The 24,887-nt window shown below is 73.1% G+C and carries 22 protein-coding genes and 1 riboswitch; of the genes, 4 read left to right on the top strand and 18 right to left on the bottom strand.

The genetic code is table 11. The features are described 5' to 3' along the window. Window positions 1–351 precede the first annotated feature (351 nt). Window positions 352–2,214, top strand: coding sequence for an AAA family ATPase (locus ACIQ8B_RS11660; RefSeq protein ID WP_403546548.1), 1,863 nt, complete (start codon window positions 352–354; stop codon window positions 2,212–2,214). 33 nt (window positions 2,215–2,247) lie between these two features. Here ACIQ8B_RS11660 and ACIQ8B_RS11655 read toward each other — a convergent pair whose 3' ends face one another. The 10 genes from ACIQ8B_RS11655 to ACIQ8B_RS11610 form a co-directional block, all read right to left on the bottom strand. Next, the gene (locus ACIQ8B_RS11655) at window positions 2,248–3,324 is read right to left on the bottom strand and encodes a hemolysin family protein (RefSeq protein WP_403546547.1); all 1,077 of its coding nucleotides are present in this window, start codon (window positions 3,322–3,324) and stop codon (window positions 2,248–2,250) included. After that, the gene (locus ACIQ8B_RS11650) at window positions 3,321–4,652 is read right to left on the bottom strand and encodes a hemolysin family protein (RefSeq protein ID WP_403546546.1); all 1,332 of its coding nucleotides are present in this window, start codon (window positions 4,650–4,652) and stop codon (window positions 3,321–3,323) included. Before ACIQ8B_RS11650 ends, ACIQ8B_RS11655 begins: the two co-directional genes overlap by 4 nt. Before the next feature lie 241 nt (window positions 4,653–4,893). Next, window positions 4,894–5,355 (bottom strand): PH domain-containing protein, encoded by a 462-nt coding sequence (locus tag ACIQ8B_RS11645; RefSeq protein ID WP_290004308.1) that lies wholly within the window; start codon window positions 5,353–5,355, stop codon window positions 4,894–4,896. 20 nt (window positions 5,356–5,375) lie between these two features. Continuing rightward, complete coding sequence (gene hisG, locus ACIQ8B_RS11640; protein WP_290004310.1) at window positions 5,376–6,260, bottom strand: ATP phosphoribosyltransferase; 885 nt, start codon at window positions 6,258–6,260, stop codon at window positions 5,376–5,378. A 47-nt stretch (window positions 6,261–6,307) separates the two neighbouring features. Next, complete coding sequence (locus ACIQ8B_RS11635) at window positions 6,308–6,580, bottom strand: phosphoribosyl-ATP diphosphatase (protein ID WP_004990764.1); 273 nt, start codon at window positions 6,578–6,580, stop codon at window positions 6,308–6,310. Between the two features lie 34 nt (window positions 6,581–6,614). Then, window positions 6,615–7,100, bottom strand: a complete 486-nt coding sequence (ribH, locus tag ACIQ8B_RS11630) for a 6,7-dimethyl-8-ribityllumazine synthase (protein ID WP_106415166.1) — start codon at window positions 7,098–7,100, stop codon at window positions 6,615–6,617. 19 nt (window positions 7,101–7,119) lie between these two features. Then, window positions 7,120–8,490: a bifunctional 3,4-dihydroxy-2-butanone-4-phosphate synthase/GTP cyclohydrolase II gene (locus tag ACIQ8B_RS11625; RefSeq protein WP_403546545.1), complete on the bottom strand. Its 1,371-nt coding sequence runs from the start codon at window positions 8,488–8,490 to the stop codon at window positions 7,120–7,122. After that, complete coding sequence (locus ACIQ8B_RS11620; RefSeq protein ID WP_403546544.1) at window positions 8,487–9,128, bottom strand: nicotinamide riboside transporter PnuC; 642 nt, start codon at window positions 9,126–9,128, stop codon at window positions 8,487–8,489. Before ACIQ8B_RS11620 ends, ACIQ8B_RS11625 begins: the two co-directional genes overlap by 4 nt. After that, complete coding sequence (locus ACIQ8B_RS11615; RefSeq protein ID WP_403546543.1) at window positions 9,125–9,739, bottom strand: riboflavin synthase; 615 nt, start codon at window positions 9,737–9,739, stop codon at window positions 9,125–9,127. The genes ACIQ8B_RS11620 and ACIQ8B_RS11615 overlap by 4 nt, the downstream gene beginning before the upstream one ends. Before the next feature lie 144 nt (window positions 9,740–9,883). Beyond that, window positions 9,884–10,014, bottom strand: a riboswitch (FMN riboswitch). 461 nt (window positions 10,015–10,475) lie between these two features. Beyond that, window positions 10,476–11,663 (bottom strand): ROK family transcriptional regulator, encoded by a 1,188-nt coding sequence (locus ACIQ8B_RS11610; protein WP_403546542.1) that lies wholly within the window; start codon window positions 11,661–11,663, stop codon window positions 10,476–10,478. 158 nt (window positions 11,664–11,821) lie between these two features. Here ACIQ8B_RS11610 and ACIQ8B_RS11605 point away from each other — a divergent pair, with 158 nt between their 5' ends. Continuing rightward, entirely contained in the window at window positions 11,822–13,027 is a 1,206-nt protein-coding gene (locus tag ACIQ8B_RS11605; protein WP_290004323.1) for an MFS transporter, read from the top strand. On the opposite strand, the gene ACIQ8B_RS11600 is transcribed toward ACIQ8B_RS11605, so the two are convergent. Next, window positions 12,987–13,445 carry a thioesterase family protein gene (locus ACIQ8B_RS11600; RefSeq protein WP_106415161.1) on the bottom strand — a complete coding sequence of 153 codons (459 nt, stop codon included), beginning with the start codon at window positions 13,443–13,445 and terminating at the stop codon, window positions 12,987–12,989. The two genes, ACIQ8B_RS11605 and ACIQ8B_RS11600, sit on opposite strands and share 41 nt — an antisense overlap. A 174-nt stretch (window positions 13,446–13,619) precedes the next feature. Here ACIQ8B_RS11600 and ACIQ8B_RS11595 point away from each other — a divergent pair, with 174 nt between their 5' ends. Then, a complete protein-coding gene (locus ACIQ8B_RS11595; RefSeq protein ID WP_403546541.1) occupies window positions 13,620–15,026 on the top strand; it encodes a uracil-xanthine permease family protein in 1,407 nt (468 codons plus the stop codon). Here the strand turns inward: ACIQ8B_RS11595 and ACIQ8B_RS11590 are convergent. Next, window positions 15,008–16,135: a glycoside hydrolase family 6 protein gene (locus ACIQ8B_RS11590; RefSeq protein WP_403546577.1), complete on the bottom strand. Its 1,128-nt coding sequence runs from the start codon at window positions 16,133–16,135 to the stop codon at window positions 15,008–15,010. The two genes, ACIQ8B_RS11595 and ACIQ8B_RS11590, sit on opposite strands and share 19 nt — an antisense overlap. Before the next feature lie 173 nt (window positions 16,136–16,308). Between ACIQ8B_RS11590 and ACIQ8B_RS11585 the strand changes: the two genes are divergently transcribed. Beyond that, window positions 16,309–16,995 carry a DUF5995 family protein gene (locus ACIQ8B_RS11585; protein ID WP_290004327.1) on the top strand — a complete coding sequence of 229 codons (687 nt, stop codon included), beginning with the start codon at window positions 16,309–16,311 and terminating at the stop codon, window positions 16,993–16,995. A gap of 2 nt (window positions 16,996–16,997) precedes the next feature. Here the strand turns inward: ACIQ8B_RS11585 and ACIQ8B_RS11580 are convergent, their stop codons facing one another. The 6 genes from ACIQ8B_RS11580 to ACIQ8B_RS11555 all read right to left on the bottom strand — a co-directional run bounded on the left by ACIQ8B_RS11580 (window position 16,998) and on the right by ACIQ8B_RS11555 (window position 24,867). After that, the gene (locus ACIQ8B_RS11580; protein WP_106415157.1) at window positions 16,998–18,710 is read right to left on the bottom strand and encodes an NAD(P)/FAD-dependent oxidoreductase; all 1,713 of its coding nucleotides are present in this window, start codon (window positions 18,708–18,710) and stop codon (window positions 16,998–17,000) included. Between the two features lie 41 nt (window positions 18,711–18,751). After that, window positions 18,752–19,540 carry a carbon-nitrogen hydrolase family protein gene (locus ACIQ8B_RS11575; RefSeq protein ID WP_403546540.1) on the bottom strand — a complete coding sequence of 263 codons (789 nt, stop codon included), beginning with the start codon at window positions 19,538–19,540 and terminating at the stop codon, window positions 18,752–18,754. A gap of 270 nt (window positions 19,541–19,810) precedes the next feature. Then, complete coding sequence (locus tag ACIQ8B_RS11570) at window positions 19,811–21,001, bottom strand: MFS transporter (RefSeq protein WP_403546539.1); 1,191 nt, start codon at window positions 20,999–21,001, stop codon at window positions 19,811–19,813. 236 nt (window positions 21,002–21,237) lie between these two features. Continuing rightward, the gene (locus ACIQ8B_RS11565) at window positions 21,238–21,690 is read right to left on the bottom strand and encodes an Lrp/AsnC family transcriptional regulator (RefSeq protein WP_106415154.1); all 453 of its coding nucleotides are present in this window, start codon (window positions 21,688–21,690) and stop codon (window positions 21,238–21,240) included. A gap of 10 nt (window positions 21,691–21,700) precedes the next feature. Next, complete coding sequence (locus ACIQ8B_RS11560) at window positions 21,701–23,179, bottom strand: amino acid permease (protein WP_403546538.1); 1,479 nt, start codon at window positions 23,177–23,179, stop codon at window positions 21,701–21,703. A gap of 245 nt (window positions 23,180–23,424) precedes the next feature. Beyond that, complete coding sequence (locus tag ACIQ8B_RS11555) at window positions 23,425–24,867, bottom strand: GuaB1 family IMP dehydrogenase-related protein (protein WP_290004474.1); 1,443 nt, start codon at window positions 24,865–24,867, stop codon at window positions 23,425–23,427. Window positions 24,868–24,887 lie beyond the last annotated feature (20 nt).

The raw sequence follows: 24,887 nt of genomic DNA, 5'->3' as shown, positions 1-24,887 counted from the left end.
CGGCCCTTCGGGAGCCGCCGGAAGACGCGAAGCCCCCGGTTGTTCCCCCGTGATCGGGGGCTTCGTTCTGCCCTTTTCACGCTTTCCGGGCGCACAGTGGCATATGACGATCACCCTGGGTGAGGATCATCTTCCGCGCGCCTCCCACGCGCCCCCTTTCCCTCTCCGTCTCCCCTGCTCCGCACCCTGCGGACGCGGCGCCCCCGCAGGTACGATGCCCCTCGGTGCGACCGGCGACGACGCTTCACGCACCTGGCAACTCCGGTCCGCGGCACGGCGGTTCGGCCACAGGGCGCCGGTGGCCGAGGGCCGGCCGGCACACCGACGGGGGCACGGTCTGTGGGGGACGCGATGGACTTCGGCACGCAGGGCCCGCAGGCCCCGGCCGACCTCGCCTGGCTGCGAGGTGTGGACGCCTACACGATGGGCGCCTATCCGCAGGCGGAGGAGGAGTTCCGGACCGCCGTGCGGATCGATCCGGGGATGGCCGACGGCTGGCTCGGACTGCACGCGCTGCGCGTCGACACGACGACCGCGCTGCTGCGCATGTTCCGCCACCGCGACCGCTTCGGCGAACAGCGCGCCCGGCACCGCCGCACCCTCAACTCCTGGTACTGGCTCGGCTGGTGGGTGCAGCCGGTCCTGGAGACCCCGCACGACCTGCTGCTCGCCCACGCCTCGCACTGGCTGGACGGCCGGCACGTCCCCGAGCTGGACCGCGCGCTCGCCGGGCTGCCCCCGGTGGACACCGACCCGCAGGTGCGCTTCCTGCACGCCTGCCGCGCCTATCTGGTCAAGGACTGGGAGCAACTGGTCCGGCACACCGACCCGCTCGTCGACGACCCGCTGCTGGGCATCGAGGCGGGCCTGTTCGGCGGCATGGCCCGGGTGCGGCTGGAGATGTACGGGCAGGCCGAGCCGCTGCTGTCGGCGGCGCTGATGCGGTGCCGCAGCGAACAGCCGCAGCGCAAGGAGCTGCGCTACTGGCTGGCCCGCGCGCACGAGGGCACCGGCCGCAGCGCCGCCGCCCTCCCCCTGTACCGGGCCGTGCACCGGGTCGATCCGGCCTTCATGGACACCTCCGCCCGGCTCGCCGCGATCGCCGAGGGCGACGGCTACGACGACTCCGCCGACCTCGCCGCGATCACCCTGAGCGGCGTCGGGCAGGACACCGTCGACGGCCCCGACACCCTGGACCCGCTCTTCGGGGCGGAGGGCCGTGACCTGCGGCTGTCCGCTCCCGGCCCCACGCCCTCCCCGATGCCCCCGCCGGCCGGGCCGGGGGCGCGCGAGCGCTTCGGCGGCTCCGGCCCGGCGCTGCCCCCGGGCCCCACCGACCCGGCGCTGCTGGAGGAGGCGCTCGCGGAGCTGGAGCGCATGGTCGGCCTCGAGCCGGTGAAGCGTCAGGTCAAGGCGCTGTCGGCGCAGTTGAACATGGCGCGGCTGCGGACCGGCCAGGGCCTCCCGGTGCAGCCGCCCAAACGGCACTTCGTCTTCTCCGGCCCCTCCGGCACGGGCAAGACCACCGTCGCCCGCATCCTGGGCCGGGTCTTCTACGCCCTCGGGCTGCTCGGCGGCGACCACCTGGTGGAGGCCCAGCGGGCGGACCTGGTCGGTGAGTACCTGGGGCAGACCGCGGTGAAGGCCAACGAACTGATCGACTCCGCGCTCGGCGGGGTGCTCTTCGTCGACGAGGCGTACTCCCTGTCGAACTCCGGGTACGGCAAGGGCGACGCGTACGGCGACGAGGCGCTGCAGGTGCTGCTGAAGCGGGCCGAGGACAACCGCGACCACCTGGTGGTGATCCTCGCCGGCTACCCGGAGGGCATGGACCGGCTGCTGGCCGCGAACCCGGGACTGTCGTCCCGGTTCACCACCCGCGTGGATTTTCCCTCCTACCGGCCGCTGGAGCTGACGAGGATCGGCGAGGTGCTGGCCGCGGAGAACGGCGACGTGTGGGACGAGGAGGCCCTGGACGAGCTGCGCTCCATCGCCGGGCACGTGGTGGACCAGGGCTGGATCGACGAGCTGGGCAACGGCCGGTTCCTGCGCACCCTGTACGAGAAGAGCTGCGCCTACCGGGACCTGCGGCTGTCGGCGTACCCGGGGCCGCTGTCCCGGGAGGACCTGGCGACCCTGCGGCTGCCGGACCTGATGCAGGCGTACGGGGAGGTGCTGTCGGGGCGGGGCCCCTCGGACCCGTCGGAGCCGTGAGACCCCGACGGGCGTGACGACGAGGGGCCGCCGTCAGGTGGCCATCGCCTCCTCCGGTGCTCCGCTCGCCCGCTGCGGGGTGAGCGTGACCTCGCGGTGGGCGGGGTCCCGCACCTCGCCCACGAGCATCTCCAGGACGTCCTCCAGGGCGACCAGGCCCAGCGCCTTGCCGGACGCGTCGGCCACCTGGGCCAGGTGGGTGGCCGCCCGGCGCATCACCGTCAGGGCGTCGTCCAGCGGGAGTTCGGGACGCAGGGTGGTCATCGGGCGCCACAGGTGCTGTGGGACGGCCCGGTCGGCGTCCTCCAGGTCCAGGACGTCCTTGACGTGCAGGTAGCCCATGAAGGCGCCGCCCTCGGCCGCCACCGGGAAGCGTGAGTACCCGGTGCGGGCGGTCAGCTCCACGATCTGCCCCGCGGTGACCGCCGGGGTGACCGTCACCAGGGACTCACGGCGCAGCAGGACGTCCGTGACCGGGCGGGAGCCCAGCTCCAGGGCGTCCTCCAGGCGCTCCGCCTCCTCCGGGTCGAGCAGACCGGCCTGGCCGGCGTCCTCCACCAGCCGGTTGAGCTGCTCGCTGGTGAAGACGGCCTCCACCTCGTCCTTGGGCTCCACGCGGAACAGCCGCAGGACGGCCCGGGCGCAGGCGCCGAGGGCGACGGTGACCGGTCTGCACAGGCGGGCGAACCCCACCAGGCCGGGGCTGAGCCACAGGGCCGCCTTCTCGGGAGCGGCCATCGCCAGGTTCTTCGGGACCATCTCGCCGATGACGAGGTGGAAGAAGACCACGGCGGCGAGCGCGATGACGTAGCCGAGCGGGTGGATCACCTCGTGCGGCAGGCGCATCCACGCGAACACCGGCTCCAGCAGCCGGGCGACGGTCGGTTCGGCGACCGCGCCCAGGGTGAGCGAGCAGACGGTGATGCCGAACTGGGCGGCCGCCATCATCTGCGGCAGATGCTCCAGGCCGTGCAGCACTTGGCGGGCGCGGGCGGTGCCCAGCGGTTCGATCTGGCTGCGGCGGACCGACACCAGGGCGAACTCGGCGCCGACGAAGAAGCCGTTGGCGAGCACGAGCAGTGCGGCCGACAGCAGGTGCAGGAGGCTCATCCGGCGGCCTCCGCCAGGGGCAGCCGGGCCGTACGGACCAGGCGGACCCGTTCCGCGCGGTAGTGATCGACGCGGCGCACGGACAGCCGCCAGCCGGGCAGTTCCGCGCGGTCCCCCACGGCCGGGATCCGGCCGAGCGCGTCGGCGACCAGGCCGGCCACCGTCTCGTAGGGGCCCTCGGGGACCTCCAGCCCGGCCCGGCGCAGGGTGTCGATCCGGGCGCCGCCGTCGACGTCCCAGGCCGGGTCGCCGTCCTCCGGCGGGGCGGGGGCGAGTTCCGGCACGTCCTGTCCGTCGTGCTCGTCGCGTACCTCGCCGACGATCTCCTCGATGATGTCCTCCAGGGTGACCACGCCGGCGGTGCCGCCGTACTCGTCGACGACGACCGCGATGGGCTGCTCGCTGCGCAGCCGGGTGAGCAGCGGGCGCACCGGCAGGGTCTCGGGAACCAGCAGCGCCGGGCGGGCGATGCGGCCGGCCGGGGTGCGCAGCCGTTCGTGCGCGGGGACCGCGAGGGCGTCCTTGAGGTGGACCATGCCGGCGATCTCGTCGATCCGTTCCCGGTAGACGGGGAAGCGGGACAGGCCGGTGGCGCGGGTCAGGTTGACCACGTCCTCGGCGGTCGCGGACGCCTGGAGGGCGCTGACCCGCACGCGCGGGGTCATGACGTGCTGGGCGGTCAGCTCGCCCAGCGACAGGGTGCGGACGAAGAGGTCCGCCGTGTCCTGCTCCAGGGTGCCCGCGCGGGCCGAGTGCCGGGCCAGGGAGACCAGTTCGCCGGGGGTGCGGGCGGAGGCGAGCTCCTCGGCGGGCTCGACGCCCATGGCCCGCACCAGCCGGTTGGCCACGGCGTTCAGCCCGGCGATGACCGGGCGGAACAGGCGGGCGAACGCGTGCTGCGGACCGGCGACGAAGCGCGCGACCTGCATCGGCCGGGACACCGCCCAGTTCTTCGGCACGAGTTCGCCGATCACCATCTGCACGGCGGACGCGAGCAGCATGCCGATCACCACGGACACGCCGGGGACCGCGCCCGCCGGTGTCCCGGCGCCGGTGAGCGGGGCGTCCAGCAGCGCGGCGAGGGCCGGTTCGGCGAGCATGCCGACCACCAGGGAGGTGAGGGTGATGCCGAGCTGGGTGCCGGAGAGCTGGAAGGACAGTTCGCGCAGGGACGCGACGACCCGGCGGGCGCGCCGGTCGCCGCCCGCGGCGGCCTCCTCGGCGTCCGCCCGCTCGACGGTGACCAGGCCGAACTCGGCGGCCACGAAGAAGCCGTTGGCCAGGATCAGCAGGAAGGCGGCTGCGAGGAGCAGCAGAGGGGTGCTCATGACGCCGCCTCCGCGTGCGCGCCCACCGGGAGACGGGCGCTGTGCCGGCAGGGGGCGGCGCAGGTACTGCAGGAGGATCCGTCCATCGCCGGAGAGGGTCACTCCTCGGATAGCTGGGGCCCCTCGGCGCACCGCGCGGGCGGCAGGGGCGGAGGCGCTGTCGGCGCGCCTCCGCCCCACAGATTAATCAAGACAGGGGGCCGCCGCGGCAGGTCCGGACGCAGCGGCGGGCCGGCCGGGGTCAGTCGCGGGGCGTCCCGGCCGCGGGCGCGGAGTGCGCCTCGGCGAGGGCCCGCAGGACGCGGGCGTCGGCGACGGCGCGCTGCCTGGCGATACCCGGCTGGATGCCGAGCGCGGGCAGGGTGGTGCCGTCGCTGAGGTCAAGGAACACCCAGGCGTCACCCGAGCGGAGGTTCACCTGAAGGATCTCCGCCCACTCGAGGCGGCGCCGGTGCACGATGTTGACGACCGTGACGCCCGCCTCGTCGGCGACGATCTTCGGCCGGGCCAGCAGGAACAGCACGCCGGCCAGCAGCGCGGCGGTGAACACGAAGCTGACCCGCTCCCCCGGGCCGAGCCCGCTCAGGAGCAGTCCGATCAGGCTGACGACGACGAACAGCGCGACGCCCGCGGAGAGCAGCACGGCACGGGTGCGGCCGGGCCGGAAGGTGACGGGCAGCTCAGGAAGCTCGGTGCCGGACATGACGGTTCCTCCCTGCCCGGTCACAGACGGCAGGCGTGGATCGCTGTGGTGAGGATGGCGCGGGCCCCGATGTCGTACAGGTCGTCCATGATCCGCTGCGCGTCCTTGGAGGGCACCATCGCCCGGACGGCGACCCAGCCCTCGTTGTGCAGCGGCGAGACGGTCGGGGACTCCAGGCCGGGGGTCAGCGCGACGGCCTTCTCCAGCTGCTCGACCCGGCAGTCGTAGTCCATCATCACGTACGTGCGGGCGACCAGGACGCCCTGGAGGCGGCGCAGGAACTGCTGCACCTTGGGCTCCTCCCCGTCCGCGCCGGTGGTGGGGGTCCCCCCGGGCGAGTGGGTTCGAGCCCGGGGGAGGATGACCACGGCCTCGGAGGTCATGATCGGGTCGCCGACGACCTCGAGGCCGGCGTTGCGCATCGAGGTGCCGGTCTCCACGACGTCCGCGATGACCTGGGCGACGCCGAGCTGGATGGCGGTCTCCACGGCGCCGTCGAGGTGGACGACGGAGGCGTCGATGCCGTGCTCGGCGAGGTGCGCGGCGACGATGCCCTCGTAGGAGGTGGCGATGGTCTTGCCGGCGAGGTCGCCGGTCCCGGTGATGGTGCCGGGCTTGGCGGCGTAGCGGAAGGTGGAGCGGGCGAAACCGAGCGGGAGGATCTCCTCGGCGTCGGCTCCGGAGTCGATCAGCAGGTCACGGCCGGTGATGCCGATGTCCAGCTGGCCGGAGGCGACGTAGATCGCGATGTCGCGGGGGCGGAGGTAGAAGAACTCGACCTCGTTGACCGGGTCGACGATCCGCAGTTCCTTGGACTCCCTGCGCTGCTGGTAGCCGGCCTCATGCAGCATCTCCGCCGCAGGTCCTGACAGGGAACCCTTGTTGGGGACGGCGATGCGCAGCATGAGGTCGGCTTCCTTCGCTTGGAACGGGAGGGGTGGGGCGGGGCTTCTTACAGGTGGGCGTAGACGTCGTCGAGGGAGATGCCGCGGGCGACCATCATCACCTGGACGTGGTACAGCAGCTGCGAGATCTCCTCGGCGGCCGCCTCCTTGCCCTCGTACTCGGCGGCCATCCAGACCTCGGCGGCCTCCTCGACGACCTTCTTGCCGATGGCATGGACGCCCTTGTCCACCAGCTCGGCGGTGCGGGAGGTGGCGGGGTCCCCGTGGGCGGCCTTGTGCTGGAGCTCGGTGAAGAGCTCCTCGAACGTCTTCTTGGACATGGTGGTCCTTACCCTACGCGGTGACGGGGACTGCTCACCGCCAGGGTTCGGACACCGAGCGCAGGCAGGCGGCGGTGGCGACGGCCGCGGTGACCGCCTCGTGCCCCTTGTCCTCGCGGGAGCCGGGCAGTCCGGCGCGGTCCAGGGCCTGCTGTTCGTCGTCGCACGTGAGGACGCCGAAGCCCACGGGGACGCCGGTGTCGACGGACACCTGGGTGAGCCCCTGGGTGACGCCCTGGCACACGTAGTCGAAGTGGGGTGTGCCGCCCCGGATGACGACGCCGAGGGCGACGATCGCGTCGTAGCCCCGGCCGGCCAGCACCTTGGCGACGACGGGCAGTTCCCAGCTGCCGGGGACCCTGAGCAGGGTCGGCTCGTCGATGCCCAGGTCGTGCAGGGCGCGCAGGGCGCCGTCCACCAGTCCGTCCATCACCTTCTCGTGCCACTGCGCCGCGACGACGGCGACCCGCAGGTCACCCACATTGCGTACGGTCAGCTCCGGTGCACCCTTGCCGCTCACGTCTCTCCTCGTGGTTCTCTCACTGGTTGCCGCAGGCGGGCACGGTCGGCGTGTCCAGCCAGGGCAGGTCGTGGCCCATCCGGTCCCGCTTGGTGCGCAGGTAGCGGAGGTTGTGCTCGCTCGCGGTGACGGGCATCGGCTCGCGCCGGCGGACGTCGATGCCGTGGCGGGCGAGCGCGTCGGACTTGTCGGGGTTGTTGGTCATCAGGCGGACGCTGCGGACGCCGAGGTCGGCGAGGATCCGCGCGCCCGCGGCGTAGTCGCGGGCGTCGGCGGGCAGGCCGAGTTCGAGGTTGGCGTCGAGGGTGTCGCGGCCGCGCTCCTGCAGTTCGTAGGCGCGCAGCTTGGACATCAGGCCGATGCCGCGTCCCTCGTGGCCGCGCAGGTAGACGACGACGCCCCGGCCCTCGGCCTGGATGCGGTCCAGGGAGGCGTCGAGCTGGGGGCCGCAGTCGCAGCGCCGGGAGCCGAAGACGTCCCCGGTCAGGCATTCCGAGTGCATGCGCACGAGGACGTCCTCGCCGTCGCCGAGGTCGCCGTGCACCAGGGCGACGTGCTCGACGCCGTCGACGGTGGAGCGGAAGCCGTACGCGGTGAAGGTGCCGTGGGAGGTGGGCAGCCGCACCGCGGCCTCGCGGCGGACGGTGGGCTCGCTGCCGCGGCGGTAGGCGATCAGGTCCTCGATGGAGATGATCGACAGGCCGTGCTTGCGGGCGAACGGCACCAGTTCGGGCAGGCGCAGCATGCGGCCGTCCTCGCCGGCGATCTCCACGATGGCGCCGGCCGGGCGCAGTCCCGCGAGGCGGGCCAGGTCGACGGCGGCCTCGGTGTGGCCGTCGCGCTCGAGCACGCCGCCGGGACGGGCGCGCAGCGGGAAGATGTGGCCGGGGCGGACGAAGTCGTCCGGTGCGGCGGTGCCGCAGGCCAGCAGCCGGAGCGTGGTGGCCCGGTCGGAGGCGGAGATGCCGGTGGTCACCCCGTGGGCGGCGGAGCCGTCGACGGTGACGGTGAACGCGGTCCGCATCGACTCGGTGTTCTGCGCCACCATCTGCGGGATGTCCAGCCGGTCGAGCTCCTCGCCCGTCATGGGGGCGCAGATCATGCCGCGGCACTCGGTCATCATGAAGGCGACGATCTCCTCGGTCGCCTTCTCGGCGGCGACGATCAGGTCGCCCTCGTTCTCCCGGTTCTCGTCGTCGACGACCACCACGGGGCGGCCGGCGGCGATGTCGGCGATCGCCTGCTCGACGGGGTCGAGCCGGAGGCCGAGGTCCTCGGTGTCGTACAGGGTCGGTGGGATCGAGGGGGCGTCGCGACGGGGGTCTCCCCAGGCCTTCCGCTCCGGGGGAGCCTCGTTCGGGGTGGTGGCGGGTGACGGGTGGGCGCTCATGCCGGCGCTCCTTCCGGTGCGGGCCGCGCCTCGCGGGTGCGCAGCCACCAGTCGCGCATGCCCCACAGGACGAGTGCGCCGTAGATGACGTAGACGAAGCCGGAGAAGGCGAAGCCGTTGGCGAAGTTCAGCGGGACGCCGACGAGGTCGACGAGCAGCCAGGCGAACCAGAACTCGACCATGCCGCGGGCCTGGGCGTACATCGCGACGACCGTGCCGACGAAGATGTAGGCGTCCGGCCAGGGGTCCCAGGACAGGGACGGGTAGGCGGTGAAGAGGCCCCCGACGACGAGGGTGCCGACGGCGGCCCCGGCGAACAGCACGCCCCGCTCGCGCCAGGTGGCGAACCGGACGGCGACGGAGCCGTCCTGGGCCTGCTGCCGGCCGCGGTGCCACTGCCGGAAGCCCCAGGCGGCGACGAGCATGACGACGACCTGCTTGCCGGCGCTGCCGGAGAGGTGGGCGGTGGCGAACGCGGCGAAGAGGATGAGCCCGGAGAGGAACTGGGCGGGCCAGGTCCACAGGGAGCGGCGCCAGCCGAGGGCGAGGCCGATCAGGCCGATCACGTTGCCGATCATGTCCGACCACTTGATGTGCTGGCCGAACAGGGTGAAGGCCTCGGAGTTGAGCCAGTTCACCGGGATGCCTCCTCACCGGCGACGCGGCCGCCGAGCATCCGCTCGACGTACTTGGCGATGACGTCCACCTCGAGGTTGACCGGGTCCCCGGGCTTCTTGAGGCCGAGGGTGGTCAGGGCGAGGGTGGTGGGGATGAGGCTGACGGTGAAGTGGTCGCGTCCGGCGTCGACGACGGTGAGGCTGATGCCGTCGACGGTGATGGAGCCCTTCTCCACGACGTAGCGGCTCAGGTCCGCGGGGAGGGAGATCCTGACGATCTCCCAGTGCTCGGAGGGGGTGCGCTCGAGGATCTCGCCGGTGCCGTCGACGTGGCCCTGCACGATGTGGCCGCCGAGGCGGTCGCCGACGGCGGTGGGCCGCTCGAGGTTGACACGGGAGCCGACGGTGAGGGCGCCTAGGCTGGAGCGGTCGAGGGTCTCCGCCATGACGTCGGCGGTGAACTCGTCGCCCTCGTGCTCGACGACGGTGAGGCACACGCCGTTGACGGCGATGGAGTCTCCGTGCCGGGCGCCCCGGGTGACGAGGGGGCCGCGCAGCCGGAAGCGACAGGCGTCGTCGAGGGTCTCGACGGCGGTGACCTCGCCCAGCTCTTCGACGATTCCGGTGAACACTTCCCGGGTCCTCCTGCCTCTTCGGGCACGGACTCCGGGGCTGTCGATGACGACAGGATCACGGGCGAGGACACCGGGAGCGACGCCGGACAGGGCACGCCCGAAGGGCGAACCGGTACGGCGGCGCGCATGGATGCCCGCCCGCCGCGCACTGCCTCCCATCCGGACTTTAACCGTCGGTCCAGGAATTTCACCTGGTCAACCGGTCGCTGGAGGCGACCGGGTCGCGGACTGTAACCGCCGGTTCGGACTTTCACCGACCCCGGAGTGCGCTGCTACTGGTACTGCCCCAGTCTGCCACGGCCGGGGCTCGGCCACGCGGGTGAGTGGTGTGGCGTGAGTCACAGAGGGCGACGAGGCGGCCACCAAGGGGCGCGCGACGCGCAACTCCCCCGGCTGTACGCTCACTTGCCGCCACCCCGGGAACCTGTCCACACCTCTTGACTAAATGGTCTAGTCCTTTTAGGGTCCGAGCCACCCTCACCGAGAGCGGCGCCCCTCAGGACCGGGACGGCGCCGGCTCCCCTTCAGGACCGGCCCGGCGGCGGTGACGACGGCCCTTGCCCGCCGCCGGGCCTCACCACACACGGACCGCGCCCGGCGGCCCGGCCCGGCGGAGCGGGGTCGCGTACGGCGCCGCAGGCGCCGCCGGTGCGGGGACGGCGCCGCCGAACGGAAGCGACCCCGCACGGCCGGCGCCTCGCCCCCACCGACGGACGCACCGCCGCACCCGCCGTCACCGCCCCGGCACCCCGAACAGCTCGTCCTGAGCCCGGTCCCGCGCCGTGAGCAGCGCCCCGCGCAGCACCGCTCCCCCGCCCAAGGTGCTCGGCCGCACGTCGACAGGGAGCGGGGACAACACCGTCAGGCGGTCGTGGACGCGCGCGGCCAGCGCCTCGCCGCCCGCCTGTCCGATCTCGCCGCCCAGGACCACGCACCCGGGGTCGAGGAGCGCGACCACGGCGGCGACGCCCACGGCGACCCGGTCGGCCAGGGTGTCGAGGAAGCGCGCGTGCACCGCACGCCGGGGTGCGGCGACGGCCGCCCGTACGGCACCCGCCGCCTCCGGCTCGGCCCCGGGTTCCGGTGCGACGCCGTACTCGCCCGCGAGCCGCGCGACCGCCGCGGCGCCGGCCAGGGAGTGGAAGCCGCCCGCGCAGTCGGTGGCCGACGGCAGGCCCGGGGTGCCCGGCACGGGCAGGAAGCCGATCTCCCCGGTGCCGCCGGAGGCGCCCCGGCGCAGGACGCCGTCGAGGATCACGGCGGCGCCGGTGCCGTGGCCGAGCCACAGAAGGACGAAGGTGTCGCGGTCGCGGGCGGCCCCGTCGCGCTGTTCGGCCAGCGCGGCGAGGTTGGTCTCGTTCTCCGCGCTGACCCGGGCCTCGGGCAGCCGTTCCTGGAGCACGGCGACCAGGCGCCGGTGCCACTCCGGCAGGCTCGTGGAGTCACGCAGTTCGCCGGTCGCGGGGTCGATCAGGCCGGGCGCGCCGATGCCCACCGTGTGCAGCCGGTCGGCGCCCGCCTCCTTGGCCGTCCGTTCGACCAGGGCGACGGCCTGCTCGACGGCGGGACCGGTGCCGGTGCCGTCGGCGATGGGCAGGGAGGCCTCGGCCAGCACCCCGCCGACGAGGTCGGAGACGACCAGGGCGACGCCCTCGGTGCGCACGTCCAGCGCGGCCAGGTGCGCGCGGCCGGCGACGATGCCGTACAGCTTGGCGTTGGGGCCCCGCCGCTGGGCGCGGGCCTCGCCGGCGACCTCGATCAGTCCGGCCGCGGTGAGGCGTTCGACGAGGTCGGCGACGGTGGGCCGGGAGAGTCCGGTGAGTTCCTTCAACTGCCCGGCGGTCAGCGGGCCCTCCTGCTGGAGCAGGCGCAGGGCGAGCCGGTCGTTGATGGCTCGGGCGGTGCTCGGGGATGCGGCCATGCCGGGGATCCTTCCAGATCGGCGTGCCCGGCCGGCGGGTGCCGCGGCCCGGGATGCCCCGTTTCTTTCAGGCAGGGTTCCTGATAGTTTACGGCGGCGCACACGACGGCAGTGGGCAGCGCGCGTACGACGGCGATGAGCCAGGGAAGGGCGGGGCGATGAGTGCAGTGGTCCACACACCACGTGAGGTGAAGCGGGCACGGTACGCCGTGGCCGCCGTGTTCGCCGTGCACGGCGCGGTCACCGGCTCGTTCGCGACCCGGGTCCCCTGGATCCAGGACCACGCGGGGGTCAGCGCCGGGCAGCTGGGCCTCGCGCTGGCCTTCCCCGCGCTGGGCGCGTCCCTGGCGATGCCGCTCGCGGGCCGCATCTCGCACCGCTTCGGCGCCCGTGGCGCGCTGCGCGGACTGCTCGCCCTGTGGACGCTGTCGCTGGTGCTGCCGGCCGCCGCCCCGAACATGCTCACCCTGTGCCTGGCCCTGTTCGTCTACGGCGCCACGGCCGGCATGTCGGACGTGGCGATGAACGCCCTCGGCGTCGAGGTGGAGAACCGGCTCGACCGGTCGATCATGTCGGGGCTGCACGGCATGTGGAGCGTCGGCGCCGTGGTCGGCTCGGCGGCGGGCACGCTCGCCGCGCACCTGGGCTCGGACGCCCGGCTGCACCACACGCTGGCCGCCGCCGTGCTGACGGTCGTGGGCTTCGCGGCCTGCGCCTGGGTGCTCGACCTGCAGCCGACCGAGGACGAGGAGCCGCCGCCCCGGTTCGCGCTGCCGCCGCGCTCGGCGCTGCTGATCGGCGCGATCGGCTTCTGCGCGGTGTTCGCCGAGGGGGCGAGCCTGGACTGGTCGGCGGTCTACCTGCGCGACCAGCTGGGGACCTCCGCGGGCCTCGCGGCCGCCTGCACGACCGGCTTCACGCTCACCATGGCGGTCGCCCGCATCGCCGGCGACCGGGTGGTGGACCGCTACGGCGCGGTGCGCACGGTCCGCGCGAGCGGCGTGGTGGCCCTGCTCGGCGGCGTGCTGATCGTGTCCGCCGGCCACCCCGCCGTCGCGATGACCGGGTTCGCGCTGATGGGACTGGGCATCGCGGTGGTCGTCCCGCTGTGCTTCGCCGCCGCCGGCCGCAGCGGCTCCAACCCGAGCCTGGCCATCGCGGGCGTGGCGACCATCACCTACACCTCGGGGCTGATCGCCCCGAGCGCCATCGGCCTGCTGGCCCAGGCGACCAGCCTGATGGTGTCGTTCGTGCTGGTGACGGTGCTGACCTGCGGCATCGCGGGCTTCGCGCGGGTGCTGCGCGCGGGCGACCGGGTGAAGGTCACGCGTCCGGACGCAGCAGTTCCCGAGCGGCGCCCCTGAACTCCTCGCTCCAGGGCGCCGGGCGCAGGGTCGTGGCGTCCAGCCGCACCAGCACCCGGCTGCCCCGCGCGTAGGTCACCGCGCCGTCCGCCGAGCAGAACCGGAAACCGTAGGTGAGCCCGGTGGTGCCGAGGCGCTCCACCCACAGGTGGACGGCGTAGGGACCGGGCCGGGTCACCGGGGCCTCGTAGGTGAGACGCAGTTCCCTGACCGCGTTGCAGGCGTCGCCGGCGGCGGCCCAGTCGCCGTCGAAGGCGACGCCGCCCGCCTGCATCCACTCGGCCCAGGCGCGCTCGACGAGCAGGGGGTAACGGGCGTTGTGCAGCAACCCCAGCGCGTCGAGGTCGTCGAAGTGGACGGTCACGGGCATCAGCCGGCCGTAGGAGAGGGCGGGCGCGGGCGGGGCTTCGGCGGTCACGTGCGGTGCTCCTGGGACGTACGGGAAAAGTGCCATGTGCATTGATCAACGGCGTGCCCTCATCCTAAGCGGATGCTCAGAGGCGCCCGCCCGCCCGGCCACCTGTGCGAACCACGTCCGTGCGGACCGCACAATGGTGCGGACACGCTGACCTTTCGAGAAAGCGACAACCCCATGGATCTCGGCGTCCGCTGGAAACTGCACGGAGACGGACGCACTCCGGCACCCGGGGCGGTCGTCCGCCCCGACGAGCGCCTCTCCTGGCCGCGCACCGCGGGCCTCGGCGCCCAGCACGTGGTCGCCATGTTCGGCGCGTCCTTCGTGGCGCCCGTCCTCATGGGCCTCGACCCGAACCTGGCGATCATGATGTCGGGCGTCGCGACCGTGATCTTCCTGCTGGCCACCCGCGGCCGGGTGCCCAGCTACCTGGGCTGCTCGCTCTCCTTCGTCGGCGTGGCCGCGGTGATCCGGGCGGACGGCGGCTCCAGCGCCACGGTGACGGGCGCAGTCTTCGTGGTGGGGGCCGCGCTGTTCCTGGCCGGCCTCGCGGTGCGGCGCTTCGGCGCGCGGATCATCCACGCGGCGATGCCGCCCGTGGTGACCGGCGCGGTGGTGATGCTGATCGGCTTCAACCTGGCGCCGGTGACCGCCTCGACGTACTGGCCGCAGGACCAGTGGACCGCCCTGTTCGTGATGCTGTTCACCGGACTGGCCGTGGTCTGCCTGCGCGGCTTCTGGTCCCGGATCGCGATCTTCCTCGGTCTGATCTTCGGGTACGTGCTGTCCTGGGCGCTGGACCGGATCTTCGGGCAGATCCACTCGGCCGACGGGAGCGGCGAGGTCACCGACCACTGGCGCCTGGACCTGTCGGGCGTGGGCCGGGCGGACTGGATCGGCCTGCCGGACTTCCACGGGCCCTCCTTCGAGTGGTCGGCGATCCTGGTCGCCCTGCCGGTGGTCATCGCGCTGATCGCCGAGAACGCGGGCCATGTGAAGGCGGTCGGCGAGATGACCGGCGACGACCTCGACGACAAGCTCGGCACGGCCATCTCCGCCGACGGCGTCGGCTCCATGCTGTCCACCGCGGTCGGCGGCCCGCCCAACACCACCTACTCCGAGAACATCGGCGTGATGGCCGCGACCCGCGTCTACTCCACCGCCGCCTACTGGGCCGCCGCCGGCTTCGCCCTGCTGTTCGGCCTGTGCCCCAAGTTCGGCGCGGTCGTGGCCGCCGTCCCCGGCGGTGTGCTGGGCGGCATCACCGTCATCCTGTACGGCATGATCGGCCTGCTCGGCGCGCAGATCTGGACCAACGCCAAGGTCGACCTGCGCAATCCGCTGAACCTGGTGCCGGCCGCGGCGGGCATCATCATCGGCGTCGGCAACGTTTCCATGGAGTTCACCGACACCTTCTCGCTCAGCGGAATCGCCCTCGGCACCGTCGTCGTCATCACCGGCTACCACGCGCTGCGCGCCTTCGCGCCCGCCCACCTCAAGACCCAGAGGCCGCTGCTCGACGAGGGCATGTCCTCCTACGACACGGGCGACGGCTCGGAGGACGGTCAGCGCGCCAAGTCGTAGGCGTACGACGGGCTGAAGGTCCCCGGCGCGCCCTTGCAGCCGTCGGACTCGCCGGGGAGCTTCACCCACAGGTAGGCGTCGATGCGGGCCTCGCCGGTGGTGAGCGTCGGGGCCCGGCCCAGTCTGCGGCCCGCGGGGTCGCACCACTCGCCGTCGGCGGGGGCGCCGTTGCCGTTGCGGCTGGTGTCGATCACCGCGCCGAGGCCCGCCGTGCCGAGGGCGTCCAGCACGGCGCGGTCGTAGGCGATCTCGTCGGCGGTGCCGTGGAAGTTGGACACGTTGCTGAAGATCCCGTCCGACGACGCGGGCGAGGCGGCCCCCGCCCGCCGCAGCAGGTCCGCCTGTCTCGCGGGCGTGTGCCAGCCGGAGTGTCCGGCGTCGTAGTAGACGCGGGCGCGGGCGTTGGCCTCCTTGAGCACCCGTCCGGCGCGGGCCAGCGAGGCGAACCGCTCGGCCCGCTGCCCGGCGGACAGGCAGTCGGCCTGCGCGACCGAGTCGGGCTCCAGGATCACCACGACCTCCCCGCTGCCGAGCCCGGCGGCGAACCGGTCGATCCAGTCGTCGTAGGCGGCGAAGTCCGGCGCGCCGCCCTCGGAGTGCCCGCCGCAGTCCCGGCCGGGTATCGCGTACGGCACGACGACGGGCACCCGCCCCTGCGCGGCCCCGCCGGACGTCACCGCCCTCACCCGCGCGGTGACCGTGTCCGGCGACCGGTCCGCGAACCACACGGCCGCGGGCTGCTCCGCTATCCGCGACTCGATGGCCGGCCGGCGCGGGTCGCCGGGGTGCGCCCGCACCCAGTCGAGCACCCGGGAAGCGGGATGCCGGTAGAGCCGCGCGGACACAGGGACGGTCCGCTTCCTCTTCATACCGGGCTTCTGCGCACTCGGCGACGCGGAAGGCGGGGCGCTCGTCCGCCGCGGCCGGACCGACGGCGAGGCGGACACGGTGGCCGACGGGGACGTCGAGGGCACGGCGGGCAGCGGAACGAGACGCGGCGACGCGGACGTCACGGGCCGGGCCTCCGGTGCCTCCCGCCCCTCCCCGGCCGCCAGGACCACCCCGGAGACGGCGCCGGCCACGACCACGGCCGAGGCCGCCGCGACCATCGCGGCCCGCCGCGCGGCACGCCGGCGTTCCGCGCGGCGCGCGGACAGTCTCCGGGCACGCGAGTCTGCCACCTTGCGCTTCCCCCTCCCCCGCGGCGGGCGCGTTCCCCCGTTCCGGGGAAGCGCCGGGCCCGCCGCCACTGGAGCCAGCCTAAAGGTGTCACCCTGCGCTCATGGCGCACCGCGAACAAGTCCTCACCCCGGTCGACGGGGTCGTCGCCCGTATGCGCGCCCTCGGCGCGGCCCTGCCCGCGCGGGACGGGGTCGCGGTCTTCAACCGTGTCTACCTCGCCGTGACACAGGCCGTGGACCGGCGCATCGACGCCGGTCTCTTCCCCGACACCCGTGCGGTGATCACGCTGGACGTGCGGTTCGCCGAACGCTACCTGGCCGCGGTGGACGCGGCGGCGGACGGCCGGCGTCCCCCCGCCTGCTGGCGTCCGCTGTTCCAGCTCCGCCGTCACCCCGAGGTACGTCCGGTGCAGTTCGCGCTGGCGGGCATCAACGCGCACATCGGGCACGACCTCGCGCTGGCCGTCGTGGACACCTGCCGTGCGCTCGGCTGCGAACCCGCCGACCTGGAGGACGAGTTCGAGGCCGTGGGTGAACTCCTCCTGTCACTGGAGGAGCGCGTCCGCGAGGAGCTGGTCCCCGGCCCCGAGCTGCTGCGGATCGCCGATCCGCTGACCCATCTGCTCGGCGCGTGGAGCCTGGAGCGCGCCCGGGACGCGGCCTGGACGGCGGCGCGCGCCCTGTGGGCGCTGCGCCGGCTGCCCGACGTGGCGGCGGAGTTCACCGAACGGCTGGACACCGCGGTGGGGTTCGCGGGGCGCATGCTGCTCACCCCGCTGCCCGGCTGACCTCAGTCCTCCGGGAGTTCGACGGGCGCGATCTCGTCGAACAGGTCGCCGGGACCCGGGTTGGTCGGATCGGTGGCGCCCCCGAGGTGGTGCATCACGCCCCACACCGCGTTGAGCGCGGTCTGCACGGCGCCCTCGGCCCAGCCGGCCGTCCAGGAGATGTCGTCACCGGCGAGGAACAGGCCCCGCTTGTCCTCCGGCAGCCGGTCCTGCATGAAGTGGGTGAACAGCCGCCGCTGGTAGCGGTAGTGGCCCGGCAGGTTCGCCTTGAACGCGCCCATGAAGTAGGGCTCGTTCTCCCAGGAGACGGTCACCGGGTTGCCGATGATGTGCTTCCGGATGTCGACCTTCGGGTAGATCTCGCCGAGCGACTTCAGCATGACCTCCATCCGCTCGTTGGCCGACAGCGGCAGCCACTTCAGACTGTCGTCGCACCAGGTGTACGACAGACAGATGACCGCCGGCTCGTCCGGGCCGTTGTCCAGCAGATAGGTGCCCCGGGTCATCCGGTCGGTGAGCGTCATCGACATGACGTCCCGTCCGGTCGGGTTTCCCCTGTCGTCGACGGCCTTGTCTAGCCAGAACGGCCGGTCCACGGGCACGAAGAGCTTGGAGCTCTCCATGTAGTGGGTGCGCTCAATCGCGGTCCAGTGGTCGATCGGGAAGAGCGAGTCGTCGCAGTCGATCTTCGACAGCAGCATCCACGACTGCGCGGTGAAGACGGCCGCCCGGTACGTACGGATGTCGCCGCGCGCGTCGGTCACGGTGATCCGGTTGCCGGCGGTCCGTCCGAGCCGCGTGACGGCAGGACGCGGCTCCCCGTCCACGTGCAGGGACTTCAGCGAGGTGCCGTACGGCCAGTGGACGATCTTCTCCGGCTCCCGCTCCCACAGCCTGAGCGGCAGCTGCTGCGACCCGCCCACGATCCCCCGGTGGTGGTCGTCGGCCTCGGTGTAGACGACCCGCAGGATCTCCAGGATCGAATTCGGGAAGTCGGTGTCCCACCCCCCGGTGCCGAACCCGACCTGTCCGAAGATCTCCCGGTGCCGGAAGGACGAGAAGGCCTCCGACTCACAGAGGAAGCCGTAGAACGTCTGGTTGTCGAGCTTCTCCACCAGCCGCGACCAGATCTCCCGGATCCGCGGCACGTCCCGCTCGCGCAGGGCCCGGTTCATGTCGGAGAAGTGGGCCCCCTCCTCCAGACACCGCGCCCAGGCGTCGGCGACGTCCCGGTAGACCTGCGGCAGATCGTCCATCGTCTCGGCGTAGTGCGACTCGCCCTTCAGATCCACCACGGTCGAAGGGGTCGCCTCGGCCAGCGGATTGGGGAACGGCCGGGTCTGAAGACCCACGAGGTCGATGTAGTGCTGCAGCGCCGTGGACGACGGCGGGAAACGCATGGCGCCCATCTCCGCCGTGAGCGACGCGTCGCACCCCTCGAAGCCGACGGTCCGCAGCCGCCCGCCGATCCGGTCGGCCTCGTACACGACCGGCTTGAGCCCCATCTTCATCAGCTCGTACGCGGCGACGATCCCGGACAGCCCACCGCCGATCACGGCGACCTCGGTGCCGTGCTCGGTCGCCGGCACCTGCCCGATCCCGGCGGGGTGGGCCAGGAAGTCGTCGTACGCGTACGGGAAGTCCGGGCCGAACATGGTGATCGGCGGCTGCTGCTCGTCGGCGTGCTCGACGGCGTTGGGCACCGTGGACGTCATGGGGTACGGACTCCTTGCAGGGGTGGAACCGGAAGAGCGGATCAGACGAGGGACCGGTAGAGACCGGGCCGGCGGTCCCGCAGATACGGGTTGTCCTCGCGGGACGCGGCGAGAAGCACCGGGTCGGCGTCGGCGAGGAGCAGTTCCTCGCCGCGGCCGGCGCGGGCGCGGACGAGCCCGTCGGGCCCGGCCAGCGCGGACAGCCCCACGAACTCGAACGCGCCTTCCCGGCCGGCCCGGTTGACGTACGCGATGTACAGCTGGCTCTCGAAGGCCCGCACGGGCACCACGGACTCGGCGACGAACTGGTACGGGTGCAGCAGGGCCGTGGGCGCCAGCAGCAGGTCGGTGCCGGCGAGGGCGTGGGCGCGGACGTTCTCCGGGAACTCCACGTCGTAGCAGATCACCAGGCCGACGGTGAGGCCGTTCAGCTCGGCCTGCACGACCGTGTCCGCGCCCGGGGTGAAGTGGTCGTGCTCGAAGCAGCCGTAGAGGTGGGTCTTGCGGTAGTTCGCGAGACGGGTGCCGTCGGGGGCGACGAGCTGGACGGAGTTGTACACCGTGCCGCCGGCGCGCTCGGGGTAGCCGTAGGCGACGGCGAGGCCGTGACGGCCGGCGGTCTCGGCGACCGCGTCGGCCGCGTCGCCGTCGGCGGGCTCGGCGAGGCGGCCCAGGTCGTCGCCGACGGCGTATCCCGTGAGGAACAGCTCGGAGGTCACGAGCAGCGTGGCGCCCGCGGCCGCGGCGCGGGCGGCCGCGTCGTCGAGAGCCGTGAGGTTCTCGGCCACGGAGCCGGGGTGGCCGGAGCTCTGGAACAGGGCGGTGCGCATGCGGGATCCTCACCGGGAAGGCGGGGGGCTGGGGGTCACCCATGAAGGTACGGTCGCGTGGCTCCGCCGGACAAGGAGGAGCTGTTGCGCACCGGTGCGCCGGTCGTTGCGTGTGAACCGCCGTTCGCGGCGATTCGTTGCGCGGGGTGCCGGTGCGGCCGGGGTGTCCGCGCGGCCCGGCGCTCACGGGGCGGCGTCGCGCTCACCCTCCCCCGTCGCCCCCGGGGTGGCTCACGGGGCGACGGGGGAGGCACGCGTGTCCGCGGAGCGCTACGCCGCCCGCCGCCTCCGCACCGCGACCAGCCCCACCGCCAGCACCACGTACGGCACCGCCGACACCGCGAACGCCGTGCTGTGGGCGTGGCCCGAGGCGACCGTCGCGTACCCCGCGAAGACCGCCACCGTCACCAGCTCCGTCCCCAGGCCGGCGACCGACGTCAGCGTCGCCCGCCCCGTGTCCTCGATCCGGTGCTGCAGGCGCGCCTCGGCCAGCACCGTCGCCGCCTGGAACGCGCCGAACGCGGCAGCGACCAGCAGCAGCCCCGGCACGGTCCCGGCCACGGTCCCCACCGCCAGGGCGATCCCGCCCCCGCCCAGCAGCAGCGCCAGCCCGGTCGTACCGAACCGCTCCCCCTCCCCCGCCAGCAGGCTCCCCGCGGTCGCACCGCCCCAGATCACCAGCAACAGCCCAGGCACCGTCGTGTCCGCGACCCCCGTCTCCCGCACCAGCAGCGGCGTGTACTCGTCCAGCGCGCCCCACACCGCCGCCACCGCCGGCACCAGCAGCAGAGCGCCCCGCACGGACCGGTCACGCCGAGCCTCGCCCAGCCCGGCCCGCAGGGTCGCGGCCCACCCGCGCCGCACAGCCCCCGCCACCCGATGCTCGGGGAACCGCAACGCGGTGACCGAGGTCAGCAGGCACACCAGCACACTCGCCGCCCCCACAGCGGCATGCCCGCCCCACGCCAGCACCGGCCCGGCCAGCCCCATCGCCGCCATCACGGCGACCAGCCCCGCCGCCCGCGCCCGCCCCAGCACCCGGGCGAACCGGTCCGCGGCACCGGCCTGCTCCAGTTCGTCGTAGACGAGCGCCTCCAGCGCCCCGGAGCTCAGCGCCCCGCCGATCCCCCACAGCACGAACCCCGCCGCGAAGGCGGCGTACGACGGCACGAGCACCCACAGGGCGAACCCGGCACCCGTCAGCAGCGGACCGACCCACAGCAGCAGGCGCCGCGAGACCGCGTCGGCCCACGCCCCGGACGGGACCTCCAGCAGCACGGCCGTGACGGACCACAGGGCGAACAGGGACGAGATCTGCCACACGGACAGCCCGGCGTCGCTGAACAGCAGCGCGTACACCGGGTACAGCAGAACGAATTCTTCGAGGAACGAGTAGCCGTACAGCGTGGTCGTCAGCCGACGCACGCGCACGTCGCCGACACGCGTGGGCGTGAGAGTCATGAGGCCTTCCCGGAAGGGCGGTTCGGACACCGGACGCTGAGGTCGAACGGCGTCCGCGGCGGCCCTCGGGAGGCACTACGCGTGAATCAATGTCGCCAGGTCATGCTCCCGAGGGTAGTCCTCCGCCCGTCGGCGGCACCATCGCTTTCCAGGATCCGGCCCCTCGGGCTCACCGGTCGCGGAACCGGCGCCGGAGGGCCGCCGCACGGGCCCGGGTCACGCCGGTACGGCGCCCCTCATCCGGGCGAGCCGGACGAGAACCGGCGCAGCAGCGGCGACAGCACCAGCACGGACTTGGTCCGCTCGACGAACGGCTCGCCGGCGATGCGCTCCAGCACCCGTTCGAAGTGCCGCATGTCGGAGGCGAAGACCTGGGCGACGGCGTCCGCGTCCCCGGTCACGGTGGAGGCGGCGACGACCTCCTGGTACCGCTCCAGACCCCGCTGGATGGTCTCCGGGGACGTGTTGCTGCGGCAGTAGATCTCGACGAACCCCTCCGTCTCCCAGCCCAGGGCGGCGGGGTCCACCCGTACGGTGAATCCGGTGATGGCCCCGGTCGCGCGCAGCCGGTCCACGCGCCGTTTGACGGCGGGCGCGGAGAGGCCGACGAGCTGGCCGATGTCCGCGAAGGAGCGGCGGGCGTCCTCGGCGAGGGCGTGCACGATGCGTTCGTCGAGATCGTTCAGCACTGCGGGTGGTTCACTTCGCTTCTGGTGTGGCGGGGGCGGCGAGCCGGGAGCGGCGGTAGCCGTAGAGGAAGTAGAACACGAGCCCGACGGCCATCCAGACACCGAAGACGATCCAGGTGACGGTGGACAGGCTGCCCATCATCCACAGGCAGAAGCCGAAGCCGAGGGCGGGCAGCAGCGGGGACAGCGGGACCCGGAAGGAGCGCGGCATGTCGGGGCGGCTGCGGCGCAGCACCACCACGGCGACGTTGACCAGCGCGAAGGCGAAGAGGGTGCCGATGCTGGTGGCGTCGGCGAGCTGGCCGAGCGGGACGGCGGCGGCGAGCACACCGCAGAACAGGGAGACGATCAGGGTGTTGGCGCGGGGGGTGCCGGTGCGCGGGCTGACCCTGGCGAACACCTTGGGCACCAGCCCGTCGCGGGACATGGCGAACAGGATGCGGGTCTGGCCGTAGAGCACGGTGAGCACGACGCTGGCGATGGCGATGACGGCGCAGAACGCCAGCAGGGTGCCCCAGAAGCTCTGGCCGGTGACCTCGCGCATGATCTGGGCGAGGTCGGCCTCGGAGTCGGTGAACTGCCGCCACGGCTTGGCGCCCACGGCGACGGCGGCGACCAGGACGTACAGCGCGGTGATGATGGCGAGGGACAGCAGGATGGCGCGGGGCAGGTCGCGCTGGGCGTTCTTCGCCTCCTCGCCGGCGGTGGAGGCGGCGTCGAAGCCGATGTAGGAGAAGAACAGGGTGGCTCCGGCGGCGCTGACGCCGGCCATGCCGAGCGGCATGAAGTTCTCGTAGTTGCCGGAGCGGAAGCCCTGGACGCCGATGACGCAGAACAGCACCAGGGCGCCGACCTTGACGACGACCATCACGGTGTTGGCGCGGGCGGACTCGCGGGCGCCGCCCAGCAGGAACGCCATGGCCAGCAGCACGACGATCAGCGCCGGCAGGTTGAAGACGCCGCCGTCGCCGGGCGGGGCGGAGAGCGCGGCGGGCAGGGTGACGCCGATGGTGCCGTCGAGGAGTTCGTTGAGGTACTCGCCCCAGCCGACGGCGACGGCGGCCACCGAGACGCCGTACTCCAGCATCAGGCACCAGCCGCAGACCCAGGCGATCAGTTCGCCCATCGTTGCGTACGCATACGAGTAGGAGGAGCCGGAGACCGGGATGGTGCCGGCCAGCTCCGCGTAGGAGAGGGCGGAGAAGAGGGCCGTCAGACCGGCGATGACGAAGGACAGCGTGACCGCGGGCCCGGCCTTCGGCACGGCCTCGCCGAGGACGACGAAGATGCCCGTGCCGAGGGTGGCGCCGATGCTGATCATGGTCAGCTGCCACAGTCCGAGGGAGCGGCGCAGGGTGCCGCCCTCACCCTGGCCGCCCTCGGCGACCAGGCGTTCCACGGGCTTGCGGCGCATCAGACGCATGCCCGTGCCCTGGAGCTGCGGGGCGGCGGGGCCGCCGTTGTGCGGGGGTGCGCCATGGTCGAGCACGCGCTGACTCCTTGATCGCTGCCGGTCCTCCGCGGCTGGGGACCGACGGCGCCCCGCGACAGCCGGGACCCGTCGAGCGGGGTCCCCGCCGCACACGTACAGCGCGTAACACTACGAGGTTTGCCGTTGCTGCTGAAATGCAGCAACCTTGCGCACCACCGCACGATCATTGCGTTCCTCGAGGTGAGGCGGATGTTCGTTGCGCCGGCCGTGTGGCCCGTTCCACACCCGCCTCACCGGGTGGGTCAGTTCCAGCTGGCGTGCAGCGGCTTGCCCTCCGCGTAGCCGGCCGCGCTCTGGACGCCGACGACGGCCTTCTCGGCGAACTCCTCCAGCGTGGCGGCGCCGGCGTAGGTGCAGGAGGAGCGGACGCCCGCGACGATCGAGTCGATCAGGTCCTCGACGCCGGGGCGCTCCGGGTCGAGGAACATGCGGGAGGTGGAGATGCCCTCCTCGAACAGCGCCTTGCGGGCGCGGTCGTAGGCGGACTCCTCAGAGGTGCGGTTGCGCACGGCACGGGCGGACGCCATGCCGAAGGACTCCTTGTAGGGGCGGCCGTTCGCGTCGTGCTGGAGATCGCCCGGGGACTCGTGGGTACCGGCGAACCACGAGCCGATCATCACGTTCGACGCGCCGGCCGCGAGGGCCATGGCCACGTCGCGCGGATGACGGACACCGCCGTCGGCCCAGACGTGCCTGCCGTACTTCTTCGCCTCGGCGGCGCACTCCAGCACGGCGGAGAACTGCGGCCGGCCGACGCCGGTCATCATCCGGGTGGTGCACATGGCGCCGGGGCCGACACCGACCTTGACGATGTCCGCGCCGGCCTCGACGAGGTCGCGGACGCCCTCGGCGGAGACGATGTTGCCGGCGACGACCGGGACCTGCGGGTCGAGCCCGCGCACCAGCCGCACGGCGTTGATCATCGACTCCTGGTGGCCGTGCGCGGTGTCGATGACGAGGGTGTCGACGCCCGCTTCCAGGAGCTGCTTGGCCTTGCCGGCCACGTCGCCGTTGATCCCGACGGCGGCGGCGATGCGCAGCCGCCCCCGGTCGTCGGTGGCCGGCGTGTACAGGGTGGCGCGCAGGGCGCCCTTGCGGGTGAGGATGCCCGCGAGGCGGCCGTCGCGGTCCACGGCGGGCGCGTAGCGGCGGTTGGCGCCGTCGAGGGTGTGGAAGGCCTCGCGCGGGTCCCTGTCGGCGTCGAGGAGGATCAGGTCCTTGGACATGACCTCGTCGAGCTGGGTGAAGCGGTCCACGCCGGTCAGGTCGGTGTCGGTGACCACGCCGACCGGCCGGTGCTCCTCGTCGACGACCACGCCCGCGTTGTGCGCCCGCTTGGGCAGCAGGGACAGCGCGTCGGCGACGGTCTGGTGCGGGGCCAGCACGATCGGGGTGTCCAGCACCAGATGGCGGTCCTTCACCCAGGAGACGACCTCGGCGACGACCTCGATCGGGATGTCCTGCGGGATGACGACCAGTCCGCCGCGCCGGGCGACCGTCTCGGCCATGCGACGGCCGGCGATGGCGGTCATGTTGGCGACGACGAGCGGGATGGTGGTGCCGGTGCCGTCGGGCGAGCTGAGGTCGACACCCTGCCGCGAGCCGACCGCGGAGCGGCTCGGCACCATGAAGACGTCGTCGTACGTCAGGTCGTACGGGGGCTGGATGTCGTTGAGGAAACGCACGTGCTGCACATCCCAGTCGA

The sequence above is a fragment of the Streptomyces sp. NPDC096105 genome, assembly GCF_044763335.1.
Taxonomy (GTDB): Bacteria; Actinomycetota; Actinomycetes; order Streptomycetales; family Streptomycetaceae; genus Streptomyces.
Note: the sequence above shows the minus strand (reverse complement) of the source record. Positions and strands in the feature narration are given on the sequence as shown.

Coding starts and splice junctions, on each gene's coding strand:
- ACIQ8B_RS11580 (WP_106415157.1), bottom strand. CDS start 18,710: ATGACGTCCACGGTGCCCAACGCCGTCGAGCACGCCGACGAGCAGCAG.
- ACIQ8B_RS11645 (WP_290004308.1), bottom strand. CDS start 5,355: ATGTCCGGCACCGAGCTTCCTGAGCTGCCCGTCACCTTCCGGCCCGGC.
- ACIQ8B_RS11635 (WP_004990764.1), bottom strand. CDS start 6,580: ATGTCCAAGAAGACGTTCGAGGAGCTCTTCACCGAGCTCCAGCACAAG.
- ACIQ8B_RS11625 (WP_403546545.1), bottom strand. CDS start 8,490: ATGAGCGCCCACCCGTCACCCGCCACCACCCCGAACGAGGCTCCCCCG.
- ACIQ8B_RS11655 (WP_403546547.1), bottom strand. CDS start 3,324: ATGAGCCTCCTGCACCTGCTGTCGGCCGCACTGCTCGTGCTCGCCAAC.
- hisG (WP_290004310.1), bottom strand. CDS start 6,260: ATGCTGCGCATCGCCGTCCCCAACAAGGGTTCCCTGTCAGGACCTGCG.
- ACIQ8B_RS11585 (WP_290004327.1), top strand. CDS start 16,309: ATGGCGCACCGCGAACAAGTCCTCACCCCGGTCGACGGGGTCGTCGCC.
- ACIQ8B_RS11660 (WP_403546548.1), top strand. CDS start 352: ATGGACTTCGGCACGCAGGGCCCGCAGGCCCCGGCCGACCTCGCCTGG.
- ACIQ8B_RS11650 (WP_403546546.1), bottom strand. CDS start 4,652: ATGAGCACCCCTCTGCTGCTCCTCGCAGCCGCCTTCCTGCTGATCCTG.
- ACIQ8B_RS11595 (WP_403546541.1), top strand. CDS start 13,620: ATGGATCTCGGCGTCCGCTGGAAACTGCACGGAGACGGACGCACTCCG.
- ACIQ8B_RS11575 (WP_403546540.1), bottom strand. CDS start 19,540: ATGCGCACCGCCCTGTTCCAGAGCTCCGGCCACCCCGGCTCCGTGGCC.
- ACIQ8B_RS11605 (WP_290004323.1), top strand. CDS start 11,822: ATGAGTGCAGTGGTCCACACACCACGTGAGGTGAAGCGGGCACGGTAC.
- ACIQ8B_RS11610 (WP_403546542.1), bottom strand. CDS start 11,663: ATGGCCGCATCCCCGAGCACCGCCCGAGCCATCAACGACCGGCTCGCC.
- ACIQ8B_RS11590 (WP_403546577.1), bottom strand. CDS start 16,135: ATGGTCGCGGCGGCCTCGGCCGTGGTCGTGGCCGGCGCCGTCTCCGGG.
- ACIQ8B_RS11570 (WP_403546539.1), bottom strand. CDS start 21,001: ATGACTCTCACGCCCACGCGTGTCGGCGACGTGCGCGTGCGTCGGCTG.